Here is a 14629-nt window from a genome sequence, read left to right as displayed (position 1 = left end):
GGCTACGATTTCCTTGCAGCATGAGTGTCATGCGTTCGACTCTTCGATGCGGCTTGGGCCTGAGTGTGGTTGCCTTGGGTGCCGCGGCGGTGTGCACTGCGTACGCGGGCAGCCGGCAGCAAGGCCGGCGCATTGAATTCTCTGAGCCGAAGAGCTTCGAGGTCATGACCAATCTCCAGCAGTTGGCGACCAAGAAGGACGGGCTGAAGCACCTGGAGGAAGACCTCTACAAGCCGTTGCAGACCTTCACGCCCAAGAGTTCACTGGATGGCGTGGCGGCTCCACTCCGCCGAACGCTCGCCCCATCGGCCATCCAGAGCAAACGAGTCAAGGAATTGCTCGAACGCCGCAAGGATTGGGTGTTCATGACTCCCGAAGACCTGCTGGCCGCGCCGACGGTCGAACAGATTCTTAAGACGCCTGAGTCCGAGGAGCGATCGCACACAAAGGAAGAATTGCTGCCGATGGAGCGCTACTATCAGCGCCTGGTCCGCGAGCAGGCCCTAAGAGTCAATCCTGCTTTGGAGAAAGACAACGAGCGGTTCAGCCCCTCCTGGCAGCCAAACGCGCCTGAAGCCGCTTCGGCGAAGGACGAAATGGACCTGCCCAGCGGGCTCAAGGAAAGCGCGGAAGCGCTGATGAAAGTTTTCGAATCGGGCAAGAGCGAGAGCCCTTTTGGCCAGGATTCGAGCCTCGGCAGTCTCTCCGATCCATTCGGCCTCGCGCGCAAGGAACGGTCCAAAGACCAGGTATTGCAGCACAAGCGACTCATGGACGAATACCGTACCATTGTGGATCCGACTTGGCGCCCGCCCACCGCGGCTAACGCGTTAGATCCGGCTCTGGCGCTGGCTGGTCCAGCCCCAACCGCCGGGAAGCCATCCGCGGGATTGCCCAGCGTTTCCAATCCCGCTCTGCGCAATGGGACAGACGTGGCCTACGACGTGCTGAATCCTGTGCTAGGTCCATCACCGCTGCCTGATGTGAACGCGCAGGCCGTTGGACAAACCCGATCAACCGCCGGCCTGCCGAAGGTCCAGGAGCGGAGAGTAATCCCGCGCGCGCCTGATTTTACCGCGCCTAAGCGGCCTTTTTAGGGGGATGGGCAGGACGCGCCCGGCGGCGACATCGACTGGTCCCGTTGTCTCGCACACACGGCTGCGGGGCCGTACCGCCAGCTGTTACCCGTCGCAGGGCTCCTTAATCCCAGCACATCACCTGCACGGTTGCCCCTGCCGCCAGAGTGACTTTGGGCGGCAAATCTACCAAGCCGTTGGCCGTCGCCATCGAACTCAGCGCATGCGAGGCCTGAAGACCCGCGGACCAGACCCTGCCTGCCGAGTCCACCGTGACTCTCAGGAGATGCCGGCGGGCTCCTTCATTGACCAGCGGCTCGGCCAGTACGCCCGGCCGGGCGGACAGCGTAACGTGGAGCGCGCCTTGCCAGCGCAGCAACGCGGGCCGCACCAGCATTAGAAATGTTACCAGTGCCGAAACCGGATTGCCCGGCAAGCCGAACAGCAGCTTTTCCCGGTAGCGGCCGAACGCAAACGGCCGGCCAGGCCTGACAGCCACCTTCCAAAACTCCAGCTTGCCGCCGATCTGCTCGAACGCGCGCCGGACGAAATCCATCTCACCCACGGAGACACCGCCTGTCGTTATCACGGCATTGCATTGGTTGAATGCGTCCGCCAGGGCCGTGCCGGTTGATGCGAGCGCATCCGCCACCAGGGGAAGAATCCGGGGAACCGCCCCGACCCGCGCCAGCAGCGCCGCCAATGCCACGCGATTGCTCTCGTAGATCTGGCCGGGCGCCAGCAGCTGCCCCGGCTCTCTCAACTCTGAACCGGTGGCCAGCAATCCCACCAATGGCTGGCGCCCCACGCGGACGGCTGTCAATCCCGCCGCGCCCAAGAGTCCGATTCGACCGGCTGTCAGAGTCTCGCCTGCCTCGGCCAAACGCGCGCCGAACCGCACATCCTCGCCGCGCATTCGCACGTTCTCCCCCGGTTTGGCTCGATCCTGGATGAGGACTTCGCTGGGGTCGCCCGGTTCCAGGCGCGTTGCTTCCTGCATCACGACGGCGTCGGCGCCGCGGGGGAGCGGCGAGCCGGTGAATACCCGCGCACAAGTGCCCGGCCTAACTTCACCGGTCATGGCTTCCCCGGCGACAACCCGGCCAGTCAGGCGCAAGCGCACCGGGGCGTCCGGCCTGGCCGAGGCTGCGTCGCTCGCGCGCAAGGCATAGCCATCCATCGCGGAATTGTCGAAGACGGGCAGGTCAATCGGCGACCGCACCTCCTCGGCCAACACGCGTCCGGCGGCGGCGCTCAGGGAAACGTCTTCGTATGAAGGGGCGGGCACGGCCGCCAGGATGCGCGCCAGGGCTGCTTCGTATTGGAGCATGGTGCTAGACTGGTCGAGTGGACGCCATGGGTTACCGGTTTACACAGGCTACTACCTCAGAGCAGTGTCGTAACGCATGTAACCATGTAACCCAATTACCCCCCGGATCGCAACCGCGCGAAGGCGCAGATGGTCCGATCAATGGGCCGAGGTCATCACCAGCACCTGTTCCAGCGTGGAGATGCCTTCGCGGGCGCGGTCCAGCGCCACCATCCTGAGCGTCCGCATGCCCTGGCCGATAGCGATCTTGCCCAACTCGCGGGAGTTGGCGCGGGCGATGATGAGTTTGCGGATTTCATCCGTGACGGTCATCGCTTCGATAATGGCCATGCGGCCGGCATAGCCGGAGCCCTTGCAGCGGTCGCAGCCCCGGCCGCGGAACAGGGTGACCCCGTCGAAGATGCTCGGGTCAATGTTCAAGTCCTGATACATCTTGGTCGGGTAGGTAACTGGTTCCTTGCAGTGGGAGCAGATGCGCCGCATCAGGCGCTGCGCGCAGGCGAGAATGACGGACGAGGAAATCAGGAACGGCGCGATGCCCATGTCATCAAGACGCGCAATGGCGCCGGGCGCGTCGTTGCAGTGCATAGTGCTCAGGACCTGGTGGCCGGTCAGCGCGGCTTCGATGGCGATCTCGGCGGTCTCCGCGTCGCGAATCTCACCGATCATGATGATGTCCGGGTCCTGGCGCAGGATCGAACGGAGCGCGTTGGCGAAGGAGAGGCCGATGTCCTTCTTGGTTGGCACCTGGTTGATGCCCGCAATCTGGAACTCAACCGGGTCTTCGACGGTGATGATGTTATAGATCGGGCTGTTAAGTTCGTTGAGGGCCGAATACAGCGTCGTGGTTTTGCCGGAACCGGTCGGGCCGGTGACGAGTATCAAGCCGTGCGGCGCATCCACGGCGGCCTTGAACTGTTGGAACGTGTCCGGGTCGAGGCCCAGCTTATCAATGCTGGCCGAGAGGTTGGATTTGTCCAGAAGACGCAGCACGACTTTCTCGCCATGCACCGTGGGCATGATCGAGACGCGCAAATCATAGTCCTTGCCCCCGACGCGAATGCGGATGCGGCCGTCTTGCGGCAGGCGGCGTTCGGCGATGTCCAGGCTGCTCATGACCTTGAACCGCGAGACCAGCGCCAGCTGCAGCTGTTTGGGCGGCGGGGTCGCATCCACTAACACGCCGTCAATCCGGTAGCGCAGCCGCAAGGTCTTTTCGAACGGCTCGATGTGCACGTCGCTGGCGCGATCTTTGACCGCCTGGACGAGGATGAGGTTGGCGAGCTTGATGACAGGAGCTTCCTGGCTGGAAACCGCCAGTTGGTCCAGGTTGACCTCCTCGGTGATATCCCGGGAGACCTCCAAGCTGTCGGCGTCCGCTTCGGCGTCGCTTTTCTTCTGCGCCTCCAGGATGATGTCCTCCATGCTCCCGCTCTTGGAGGCATCAATGTGGTTGAGCTTGTCCAGGATGGACTTCTCCGAGGCGATCAGTGTGGACACCTCCAGCTTGGTGATGCGCCGCACGTCGTCAATGGCCAGCACGTTCAGCGGGTCGGCCATCGCCAGGAAGAGCTTGTTCTCCAGGCGCGACACGGGGACAACCTTATGGTTGCGCGCCATTTCGCGCGGGACCAGGTCCGCCACTTCAAGCGGAATGGAAAGGCGGGCAAGGTTGACGGGCGGCGTGTTGAGGACGCGGCCCATCGCCACAGCCATGTCCGACTCGGTCACGTAGGCCTTCTCGAGGATCAGCTTGAACAGGCGAGTGCCTTCTTTTTTTTGCTGCTCGAGCAGTTCCTCGACCTGCGACGCGGTCAGCAGGTCATCTTCGACTAAGGCGTCCGCGATGCGTTCGCCAAATGGTTTAACTGGGGGCATGGGGTTAGCGGAAAACTTTGCGGAGGTCAGCAACCAACTCGGCGGGCGGCACCAAATACCATATCAGACGGTTATTGGTGACCTCAGCCAACTCTTTCGCAACCTCCTGGTTGAACGGGTTCGCGGTGGCGACCAGAAGCGACTTGCTCATCCGGTCAAACGGCAACACGCACCACCGCCGGCAAGTATCCTTGGGAAAGCTCCGCGCCAACTCCATGTCAACTTCATAACTCTTGAGCGGCAGGAAGGCCAGGCGCGACTTGTCGCACAGGACCTTCAAAGAAGCGTCCGCGGTCAGAATTCCCTTGTCGGCCATCACCTGGATAAAAGGTTCCACCACAGCGTTTGGCGGGGAGATTAGATCCGGCGTAGACCAGCACAGGTCGAAGTCGCCGGCCGTGATGATCTTGCCGTCCACGAAGATTTTGTGCATGGCTCGCCGCCCGTCCTCGAGCTCCCTGGCAACCGCTTTCGGGCCGGTCGAAGCCTTTTGGGGCGCATTGGACGACTGGGCCAGGATAATAGTCTCCGTTTGCGCTTCGACAGGATAGGTTTCCGCCTTGCTTTCGATTTGCCGCAAGGCGGCCTGCACGTCGGGATCATCCGGGTGGCGCTGCAGAATGGATTCGTACTCCAGAATGGCCGAGGAGAGCTGGCCCATCTGCACGTAGGCTTGGGCGATCCGCTTGGAGGTGTTAACGAGGTCTTTCTCGCGGTTGAGTTTGGAATAAGCTTCCCTGAGAATCTCGAGGGACTGAATATCATTTGGCTGCGATTGAGTGATGACTTCAAACATCTCAATCGTCTGCACCAATTGGGCTTCTTCGCCCGGACTTAAAGCGCTAACCATGCGATTCATCTGTGACCGGTCAAGGCATGCCAATCGCCGATTCATTTCGACGCTCGGACGGGGTTTCCCGCAGCAAACTTGTGGCCAGTTTGGGAAGCAGCCGCAATTATCGTGAATTTCCCATGCGCCGCAGCGGTCGGGTGCTAATCGCCAGACACATGTGTCTAATTTTGGCACGGTCCGGCAGCGATTTCTGGCGCGGTCGTGTGCAATCTGCTTTTCCCGGCCCAGCATCCCAGGCACAATGGAGCCCGACGCATGAAACGACTGCTGTTGCTGATGGCTGGATGTGCCGCTGTGGCCGCCTGCGCCGAGAACCTGCCGGGACGCTACGCCAGCCAAGGCACGTTGATCCTTACCCAACTGGACTCCGCTCCGTTTCCACACCCCAAACGCGCGGATGGCCACCGTTACAAAGGCCAGCTCTACCCGGCCCACGAGCACTATTTCGACAAGACCGTAGCCCTATTCATCCCCCGAGGCTTCCGCGAAACCGGCAAGATTGATTTCGTCGTTCACTTCCACGGCTGGAAGAACCATGTGGAAGGGGTGCTGGGCCAATACAAGCTTATCGAGCAACTGGCGGCGAGCGGACGCAACGCCGTGCTGATCGTCCCGCAAGGTCCGCGCAACGCGCCCGATTCTTTTGGCGGCAAACTGGAGGACCCCGACGGCTTCAAGCGGTTCATGGCGGACGTGGTTGCCGCGCTGCGCGCGAAGTCCGCCTTGAAGCAGAAGGACTTTGCCATGGGTCAAATTGTGCTCTCGGGCCACAGCGGCGGCTATGGAGTCATTTCGGCTATTGTGGATCACGGCGGCTTGACCGAGCAGGTGCGTGAAGTTTGGCTGCTCGATGCCCTCTACGCGCAGACGGGCCGTTTTCTGGCCTGGATTGACCGGAAACAGGGGCGGTTCATTGACCTTTACACGGCGCAGGGCGGCACCAAGGCTGAAACGGAGCAGTTGATGGCCACGCTCAAGCAGCGCGGCACCGCCTTCCATGCCGGCAATGAGCGCGAGGTCACGCCCGCCGACCTGCAGACAAACCGGTTAATCTTCCTTTACACCGACCTGGGGCACAACGAGGTAGTCCACAAGCGCCAGCAGTTCCGCGATTACCTCCAGACGAGCTGCTTCGGGAAGGTGCAGGACTGACTAAGGAATCAGCAGGGCTTGGCGCCAGGACCCGGTTCTTGTCGCCCCAATAGGCGGTTGCCCCGGAGCCCTCTTTGCCTCATTCCGGCTAGGGTTGGCTGGTGATCCTGGACCACTCGAGGCTTTGGTGGGTGGCGTAAATCGCGAAGGCCTTCTCGTTTTGAATCAGCACCGCCCGGACCACGCTCGAATCGTCGGCCCGCCCGAGGTTCAGAATTGTATCGGGAATAATGCCCACCTTCTTGTGCGCGTAAATCAGCGCGAACACCGCCTGGGCAAATGCGGAGTACGGCAGCTCCTTATAGGCGCCTTCCGCCATGTCCTCCACCGCATCGGCGAGAAACTCCAATTGATCCACCAGGTGCGGGAACAGGGGCTCGTAAATCTGCGTGAACTCCAATTTCCATTGCGGCAGATGCCGGAGGACTTTCTCCACGATCGCCGGTGTTATGGTCACCGCTCCACGATTGACAAAAGCCACAATTTCAGACATGAGCGGACTCTAGCCTGAGGCGGGCGGTGAGGAAAAGACAAATAATTTACGCCCTGGCGGCCTTTCAAAGGCGCTCCCCATTTTGTTATTCCAATAGAGCCTTCGTCGTTCCACATTCTGCCGCGTTGGAACTGTGAATGCCCTCAAAGCAATGCCGGCCATAACGGTTTCCGGGCGGAGCCGCAACGGCGCTGGAGGCTGGCGCGCATAAAGCCTGTGCTTACACGATTCGCTCCCATACTCACGTTGACGGCCGTTTGCTGGCTGCTCTTGCTGCTGGATCATCTGGTCTGGAAGGGCCAACTCATCCAGCACGGCATCATCCCTCGCAACCTGCACGGCCTGGCGGGGGTGCTGTGGGCGCCGCTTCTCCATGCTTCCTACCCGCACCTGGCCGCCAACACTTTGCCGTTACTGGTTCTCGGGTGCGTTATTTGCGGCCGCAGCCGGAGCGAATTCGCGGTGGTCACCGTCGGCGGCATACTTCTGGGCGGGGGGGTGACCTGGCTGCTGGCGAGAAGCGCCTGCCATGTTGGTGCAAGCGGGCTGATCTTCTGTTATTTTGGTTACTTGACCTCCCTCGCGTACTTCAAACGCACTTTTGGAGCTCTTTGTTTGTCAATGCTCTGCTTGCTGGCTTATGGCGGAATGCTCAGAGGGATCTTGCCCACCCTGGCAGGCATCTCCTGGGAAGGGCACCTCGCCGGGCTGGTCTCAGGGATTGCACTGGCCTCGCTATGGTCACAACGGCGAGGGGCGGTCACCGCTCCCCCCAACTCAGCCGACTAGTGGGTGGTCTGGATCATTCGGCGGCAGCGTTCTTCGCTCCGGAGGAACGCCAACTCGGCAGGCTGATCCCTGGCAGCGTCCGTTCGTGAGACTGTCCTGTTCATGGCTGTGTGCTCCTCCACGCGAGGCAAACGGTAACGTTCGCAACCGCACCGGCGAACCTCAGGCAGGCCAAAGCACACACCCCCTGCTCGCCCGCTCCGTCATGCTCCCGGGGTGGTCCATCAAACCGCCGGCAGAACAACGGCTGAGACGGCCGCCTCGCCGAGGCGGCCGAATGGTGGCGCTTTCGGCGAAAGCGCCCTGCCAGACTGAGGGATTACCGCGGCTCTTTGGTCTGCGCGCGGTCACTTGGCGGTCAGTCTTCAACCTCCAGGACTAGAGCTCCGGGCTCGACACGCAGGCCCTTGATCCCTTGAATTATGGGCGATCCATCGCGCTTGCCCACCGCGTCGCCCAGCAGGTTCTCTCCCTTCAGCCCGCCCAGCCAGGCCTTCGGCAGGCTCAGGCCGAAGACGGTGATATCCTCCAGCATCGCGACCGGCGCTCCCGCGTTGCCCAGCGACACGCGGAAACGGCCGCGCGCGCGAAACATCTTGCCGCCGCCAATCGGGAAGTCCTGCGGGATGGGCACAGCCAGGTAGGCGTTGATGGCGTCTCTGGCCAGCTCGAGCCGCACGGTTCTGCCCAGGTCGGTGTTGGCGTTGAGCAATCCGTTGAGTTCGCGTTCGGTCAGCTTGAACATCTTCGACCCCGGCACGTAGCGCCGATCATGCCTCGGATGCGAGAACGCGTCACTGGGGGCCGCAGGGGGAGTGGCCTCGACTTGAGATTCATGCGGGGGCGGCGGAGGCTGACTGGGGACCGGATCCTCCGCGCCGCTGAGATGCCGGAGCTTTTCCTCCACGACGGCCTTTTCCGGCGGTGACAACACGACCGGCTTGATTGGACGCTGGATCCACCAGAGCGTGATGGCAACCGTCGCGGCGATGATCACCACGAGGGCCAGCATGATCCCGCACGCGTAAAACAGGAAGGAGCGCCGCTTGGGGGGCGGCGTCTGGGTGGCGGGCGCCGGCGGCGGAGCGGGCGGAATGGTTGTGTTCATAAGTTCAGGATCAAGCTACTCCAGCTTCAGCGTAATGGAAGCGATATCCGGATTGACGATCTCGGCCTTGAGCAGGGCGATCTCATGCCGTCGAATGATTTCGCGGACCAGAGCTTCGATGGAGGTGAACTTCGGCGCGCCGTACCATTGGACGTATTTCTCCATTTGCTGCCGGGCGTATGCCACCACCTGGCTGTGCCCGGCAAGCTCCTCCAGCCGCAGGCCCTGTTCCAGGCCATTCAATACCAGCTCGGCGAACTCGTAATCGCAGCCGAGGTCTTTGAAGGAGGTCTGCCCCGGCTCAAGGCCGGCGGTGGAAACCCGGCCCGCCAGTTCCTCGAAGCCCAGATGAGCGGCCATTTCGCGCACCAGCCGCTTGGGCAGGTTGCCGATCGGGCTCATATGCACCGCGCCATCGCCGAAGAGTGTGTAGTAAGCGACGCCGTAGTCTTCGTCCTTGTTGCCGGTGCCGATGACGACTTTGTTTTCGGTCGCGGCCTTGACGTGCAGGACCACGGCGCGAATCTCGGAAGTCAGGTTGCCGCGATGGTACTTGTGATTGAGCGCCTCCGGATTGGTGGTCTTGAAGGCTTCCACAATCGCCTCGATGCTCTGGATCTCATGCCGGATCCCCAGCCGGGTTGCGACTTTCAGGCCGTCCTCCACATCCGCGGGATGGTTGGTATTTGAGGGGAGAAGGTAGCCCACGAGTTCCAGGGGGCGATCGGGGTGGGTTGCGTTGTGCCGGTCAAAGGCCCGTTTGGCCAGCGCGGCCACGCAAGTGCTGTCCACGCCCCCGGAGATACCGAGCACCCCGCCGGTCTTCTTCATTTCCAGGACCTTGCGCAGGATGAACCCTCCGATTTCATCCGCCACCTGGCTGGCATCCATCCGGGCCAGTTTAATTCTCTGTTCGGGTGCTTTCACTTTGGGCAGCCTAACGCTTTCACGGTTGCGCGGGAACCACTTTTCGGAGCCGCTGGCGGCTCCTGGGCCCCGGAAACCCATCGACTTCCGGCAACGATTTCGTTATAAAATAGAGGATGAGTCTCTTTTTTGGTCTTGCACGGCGGTCCAGAGCCGGCATGCGGCGGTTCGCCGCCACCCTCGTTGTCCTTTGTTTCGCGCCAGCCATTCCGCTCCCGGCCCAGGAGTTCCGCGCGGCGTGGGTTGATATCTTTCATGCCGGCATGAGCAGCCAGAGCGAAGTGGACACACTGGTTTCGACCCTTGCCAGCGCCAGATATAACGCGGTCATCGTCCAGGTGCTTGGTTACATGGATTACAACGGTACCAGCTCGCACGGGGCCCAGTGGCAGTCGAGTCTCGTGCCCTGGTCTCCGCGGGTCAAAGCCAACTTCGATCCCCTGGCCTACCTGTGCACCCAGGCGCATGCCGCCGGTATTGAGGTCCATGCCTGGATCGGCGGCAGCGGCGGCGCCATGTATCGCGTCTCGCTGACCTTCCCGCCCAACGGCAACTCCACCCTTATTGCTCATCCCGAATGGTTCATCGCTCCAGTGGCCAACAGCGAGGGGGGCACACCTTTGCCCGTGGACGGCTATTACAGTCTCGATATGGGATCTCCCGATGTGCAGGAATACATCGTCAGCATTGTGAGAGAATTGGTGAACAACTACCCGATTGATGGCATCAACTGGGACGACGAACTCAACGGTGCGGGCTACACCGCCGGTTTCGGCTATCCCGCTTACAGCCAAGCCAGCTATCCCCGCTCCGGGCTGGCGCGTTTCCGGATCAATAACGGGTATGCCGACACCTATACGCCCAGCAACGGCGACACCGCCTGGTCTAATTACCGCCGCCGCTTCAAGAACGAGCTAATGGCCCGCGTTCAGGCCGAGATTCAATCCATCAAGAGCAACCCGCGCCAGCCCTTGCGCCACACCTCCGCGACGATGGCCTACGGCTCACCGCCCGGAAGCTGCACCTTCACAAGCGAAGAAGCCTACACCTACTTCTCGGATTGGCCGGCCATGCTCCAAAACGGCTGGCTGGACGCGGTGATCCCGCAGGCTTACGGCACCAGTGCCTTCAACTCGTGGGCGGACCGCATCACCTCCTGCTGGATAGCCGTCCGGCCGGTGTTCATGGGCATGAGCTTCAGCGGGACGGACAGCGCCACCATCGCCAGCGAGATCAGCTATCTCCGCGGCAAGGGGCTCAAGGGATATGCAACTTACTCCTACTTTACTGCTCCGTCCGATTGGTGGGCCTACGCCGCCGCGAACGTTAACACAAGCGTTGTCACCACCCCTGACATGCCGTGGCGCAACCCGGCCACCGCCAAGGAGGGCATTATGTGGGGGCGCGTCAAAGACTTCAACACCGGCCAATACGTGGACGATGCCACCGTCACGGTTGTGGGCAAATCCAGCGTCAAGACGGACGGCAATGGCTGCTACGTCGTCACCCTGATTCCGGCGACGGCCGCCGGCACCGTCCGCTCAACCACCGCGAGCAAGAGCGGAATGACGCCGCAGACCATCGCCAATGCCAAAGTGCTGGCCGGCGACGTTGTGCGCTATGACTTCACGCTCAATGCCCCGGCCCCGGTCGTGGTGCTGAACACGCCGACCAACAACGCCAGCTATTCGTACCCGGCGACCATTGCCATGACCGCGACCGTCACCACCAACGGCAACTCCATTGACTACGTCGGCTTTTTCAACGGCGGGACGCTGCTGGCTTATGTCACGAATTCGCCCTACGCCTATTCCTGGACCGACGCGCCGATCGGCGAGAGCGCGGTCTGGGCGCGGGTCGTGTACAACGGCGCAAGCTATGTGAATTCCGCCAGCAGCAACATCACTGTTACCAATCGGCAGCCGGCCATTGGGTTGATGGAGCCTTTGAACAACTCCCGCTATTCGCTGCCGACCAATATCAACCTCAGGGCCACCGTCGTCAGCTTTAACAATGTGATTGACTACGTCGGGTTCTATGCCTGGGGGACGAACCTGATCGCCAATGTTGCCACCGCGCCCTACGTGTATTCGTGGAGCAACCCAAGCCCCGGGAGCTATAGCCTGACGGCTCGAGCCACTTATAACGGCGGCGCGACGGTGGATTCTCTGGCGCGCTTCGTGACGGTCACCAACGAGCTGGCGCCGGGCATCGTGACGCAGCCGCAGAGCTGCATCCGCGGCCCGGGAGGCAGCGCGACTTTCCAGGTCACGGCGACCAATGCGACCGCCTACCAGTGGCGGCTGGGCGGGGTGGATATCGCCGGAGAGACAAGCACTGCGTTGAACCTCATCAACATCCAGGCGGCTGATTTCGGGACTTACACCGTCCTGGTGAGCGGCAATGGCAGCTCCGTGCTCAGCAGCCCGGCCCAGCTCGTGCTGGCGGCGCAGCCCACGGTCAGTTCCCCGAGCCTGGATGTGAGCGGTTTCAGTCTCACTTTCACCACGGAGGCCGGCCCGGTTTACACGGTGGAGCACAAGGATGACCTGGAGGCATCCGGTTGGCAGTTGCTGACCAATGTCACCGGCACGGGAGTGCCGATCACTGTGACGGACGAGGCGGCGACCAACGCTTCCCGGTACTACCGCATTCAGGTCCAGTAGGGACCGCCGCCGCTGCGTCAGCGAGGCAGGGACCGGAAGTTACCGACAGCTTCGCTCGTGCGCAAGGTCCGGTTGTAGAGCCGGAGGCATCCCAGCTCGCCATGCAGGGCCGGGGCGATCCGCAGGTCGCGCGCCCCACTCACGTCTTTGAAGGTCGGATTAAAGCGCCCGAAGCCGAACTGGCGTCGCGCCCCGCCATCGTTCAGCACGCCGTCCAGGACAAAACAGATAACCTTCACGCGCCCGTCCACCGCGACCACGATGTGATGCGTGGTGTTGGTCTGGAGCAGGCCGGCGTCGGAATCCCAGGAAGCGGCTTGCCAGCCGTCCGCCATTTCAAACCGCACGGCGCCACCTTCGATGGTGCGCAGCGCATAGCCCCGGCCGGCGCCGTCCCGCGAATCGAGCAGCACCTGGCCCGGCGCGAGGTCGGCGAAGCGCGCCGCCACTTCGATGGTCAGGCCGCCCGCGCCTTCGTCATCCGGTTTGCGGCGCTGGATGTCCCCGCAGAGCGGCGCCAGCCTGGGCGCGCGGGCTTTGGCGTTGGCGGCGCAATTCTCGCCGGTGAGGTTGAGCGCCAGGCCGTTGGTCGCGATCTCGCCCCGGGTGTCTTGATCCCATAGGCCCGCGAGCAAGCCCGGCTCGACATCCATCACGCGGGCTTCGGTCTTCTGCGTCGCACAGATATAGTAGCGTCCGCTGTCCTCGATGAAATCCGGGTAGCTGCATCCCTGCAGCCCGCCGTCCACATAGGCCACAATCTCCGGCTGCGACCAGAAGACGAAGCCGTCCTTGAGCCGCCCGGCGCTCAGCCAGGCGATGTTGCGGCTGCCGGCGTTGGGGCCGTTGTTGTAGGTGGTGGTGCCGTTGTTGTGGAACCAGAGCAGGTAACGGCCGTTGCGGGCCTGCCAGATTTTGGCGCAGGCGCGGGGTTGTTTCACGATGCGGCCGCCGGGGCTGTAGCGCAGCGCGTCGGGCCGGGTCCAGGTGTGGCCGCCGTCGCGGCTGTAGGAGCACGCCGCGTGTCCCAGCGTCGTGCGGTTGACGCAGAACCAATCGTCTTTCTCCAGGTGCACGACGTCGAACTCCTCCTGCACGGAGCCGAACTCCGGCGCGCGCACGCCGTGATCGCCGTCGGGCAGAAGCTGCCACTCGATCTTCTCCGGGTCGGGCTCGCGCAGGATGTTGTCCGAGCGAAAGAACCAGCCTTCGCCATTTTCCAGGATGTACTTGCCCAGCTTGGTGAAGCCGAACATGGCTGTGCCGTCAAACACGGCGGGTGTGCCGATGATCCAGAACATCTGCAGCTTGCCCTGCCACTCGTTGTTGCGGTCGGCGGCGGTCAGGCGCATCGGGACGCGATACCGCTGGGACCAGGTCTTGCCCTGGTCGTCTGAATATCGGTAGCAGCACCAGCCTTGCATGTCGTCGCGGATGGGTGAGCCGTCGGGTTTGGCGCGGATGGCGTCGCCGTTGTAATTGTAGAAGGCATACACGCGGTCCTGCGGCGTGATCAGCGCCAGCGCGTAGGCCGACTTCCGATCCTTGTCTGGCGGCTCAACGGCAACCAGCGGCGACCACGTCTTGCCCTTGTCCTCGCTGAAGCTCGCCGCCACGTGCTGGCCCGCGTCGCCTTCGTCCCCGGGCCCGGTGGTCAGGACACACACCCAGGTGCCGTCGCTGGTCACCACGATGCGCGGCTGGTCGCAGTAGCCCTGGGCAGGGATGCGGTTGCCGTTGCCGAAGTTCCGCGGGTCGGGCGCGGACTGCCGCTGTGCCGCGGCCGCCGCGGTATTCAGCCACGCCATTCCGCACAACCAACATACCGCCAGCCGGAAGCTATTTGTATAAGCCATGCCCCAAATGTGCGCTTACCTGCGCTCCGAGGAAAGCCCCATCAGCGCGTCCCCTGCCGTGCGGGCGCAACCTTGTTGTGCGGACAAGCCTTTTGGCGAGGAGTCAAACAAAATAGCTTCGTATTTTCCGCAGGTGCAAGTGCCTGCCGCGGGCTCGGGGGGCTCCGGTCGGGTAAAAACGGCTGATGGGTGGCAGATTTGCGTATCTATTTGAATTGGCGTTACTTGTGGTGAATTTGGCCCTCCGGCGGACTTGGGAGCGGCCCTTTTGTTGTAAGTGCATTAAACACAATGGGTTGCGCCAGAAGCGCCCCGGGATGTCAAGGCTGTATCCACGGTGTGGATATGGTGTGGATACGGGGAGGATACGGGGAGACTCCCTTGTGAGCCGCTGCCGCTTCCGGGCAGCGTCAAATTAAATCGCCTGGTCTTTCTGTGGTATCCATGCCGCTTATAGCTCATCCAAAGTTATTCACCGGTGGTGAGGAGAGCCCGGTTCTG

11 protein-coding genes are annotated in these 14629 nt (G+C 62.3%); 4 read left to right on the top strand and 7 right to left on the bottom strand.

All coding sequences use genetic code 11. The annotated features are described in order from the left end of the window. The first annotated feature begins 29 nt into the window (after nucleotides 1-29). Nucleotides 30-1097, top strand: a complete 1068-nt coding sequence (locus P5205_02125) for a hypothetical protein (protein HSA09144.1) — start codon at nucleotides 30-32, stop codon at nucleotides 1095-1097. Nucleotides 1098-1200: 103 nt separating this feature from the next. Here the strand turns inward: P5205_02125 and P5205_02120 are convergent, their stop codons facing one another. From P5205_02120 to P5205_02110, 3 genes are all read right to left on the bottom strand, one after another. Continuing rightward, nucleotides 1201-2406 (bottom strand): molybdopterin molybdotransferase MoeA, encoded by a 1206-nt coding sequence (locus P5205_02120; protein ID HSA09143.1) that lies wholly within the window; start codon nucleotides 2404-2406, stop codon nucleotides 1201-1203. A 138-nt stretch (nucleotides 2407-2544) separates the two neighbouring features. Continuing rightward, nucleotides 2545-4284: an ATPase, T2SS/T4P/T4SS family gene (locus P5205_02115; protein ID HSA09142.1), complete on the bottom strand. Its 1740-nt coding sequence runs from the start codon at nucleotides 4282-4284 to the stop codon at nucleotides 2545-2547. A gap of 4 nt (nucleotides 4285-4288) precedes the next feature. Then, nucleotides 4289-5143, bottom strand: a complete 855-nt coding sequence (locus tag P5205_02110; GenBank protein ID HSA09141.1) for a tetratricopeptide repeat protein — start codon at nucleotides 5141-5143, stop codon at nucleotides 4289-4291. Nucleotides 5144-5392: 249 nt separating this feature from the next. Between P5205_02110 and P5205_02105 the strand changes: the two genes are divergently transcribed. Continuing rightward, nucleotides 5393-6289 carry a hypothetical protein gene (locus tag P5205_02105; protein ID HSA09140.1) on the top strand — a complete coding sequence of 299 codons (897 nt, stop codon included), beginning with the start codon at nucleotides 5393-5395 and terminating at the stop codon, nucleotides 6287-6289. Between the two features lie 88 nt (nucleotides 6290-6377). On the opposite strand, the gene P5205_02100 is transcribed toward P5205_02105, so the two are convergent. Further along, entirely contained in the window at nucleotides 6378-6782 is a 405-nt protein-coding gene (locus P5205_02100; GenBank protein HSA09139.1) for a hypothetical protein, read from the bottom strand. 216 nt (nucleotides 6783-6998) lie between these two features. Here P5205_02100 and P5205_02095 point away from each other — a divergent pair, with 216 nt between their 5' ends. Continuing rightward, the gene (locus P5205_02095) at nucleotides 6999-7571 is read left to right on the top strand and encodes a rhomboid family intramembrane serine protease (GenBank protein HSA09138.1); all 573 of its coding nucleotides are present in this window, start codon (nucleotides 6999-7001) and stop codon (nucleotides 7569-7571) included. 358 nt (nucleotides 7572-7929) lie between these two features. Here the strand turns inward: P5205_02095 and P5205_02090 are convergent, their stop codons facing one another. Together P5205_02090 and nadE are read right to left on the bottom strand one after the other, a co-directional pair. Beyond that, nucleotides 7930-8679: a hypothetical protein gene (locus P5205_02090; GenBank protein HSA09137.1), complete on the bottom strand. Its 750-nt coding sequence runs from the start codon at nucleotides 8677-8679 to the stop codon at nucleotides 7930-7932. A 15-nt stretch (nucleotides 8680-8694) separates the two neighbouring features. Next, nucleotides 8695-9606 (bottom strand): NAD(+) synthase, encoded by a 912-nt coding sequence (gene nadE, locus P5205_02085; protein ID HSA09136.1) that lies wholly within the window; start codon nucleotides 9604-9606, stop codon nucleotides 8695-8697. Between the two features lie 116 nt (nucleotides 9607-9722). Here nadE and P5205_02080 point away from each other — a divergent pair, with 116 nt between their 5' ends. Beyond that, nucleotides 9723-12272: a family 10 glycosylhydrolase gene (locus P5205_02080; protein ID HSA09135.1), complete on the top strand. Its 2550-nt coding sequence runs from the start codon at nucleotides 9723-9725 to the stop codon at nucleotides 12270-12272. A gap of 17 nt (nucleotides 12273-12289) precedes the next feature. Here the strand turns inward: P5205_02080 and P5205_02075 are convergent, their stop codons facing one another. Continuing rightward, on the bottom strand, nucleotides 12290-14080 hold the full coding sequence (locus P5205_02075) for a hypothetical protein (protein HSA09134.1): 1791 nt from the start codon (nucleotides 14078-14080) through the stop codon (nucleotides 12290-12292). Nucleotides 14081-14629: the final 549 nt, after the last annotated feature.

It is taken from the genome of Candidatus Paceibacterota bacterium (assembly GCA_035452965.1).
Classification (GTDB): Bacteria; Verrucomicrobiota; Verrucomicrobiia; order Limisphaerales; family UBA8199; genus UBA8199.
The sequence above is the reverse complement of the archived record's forward strand: the minus strand, read 5'-3'. Positions and strand labels throughout refer to the sequence as shown.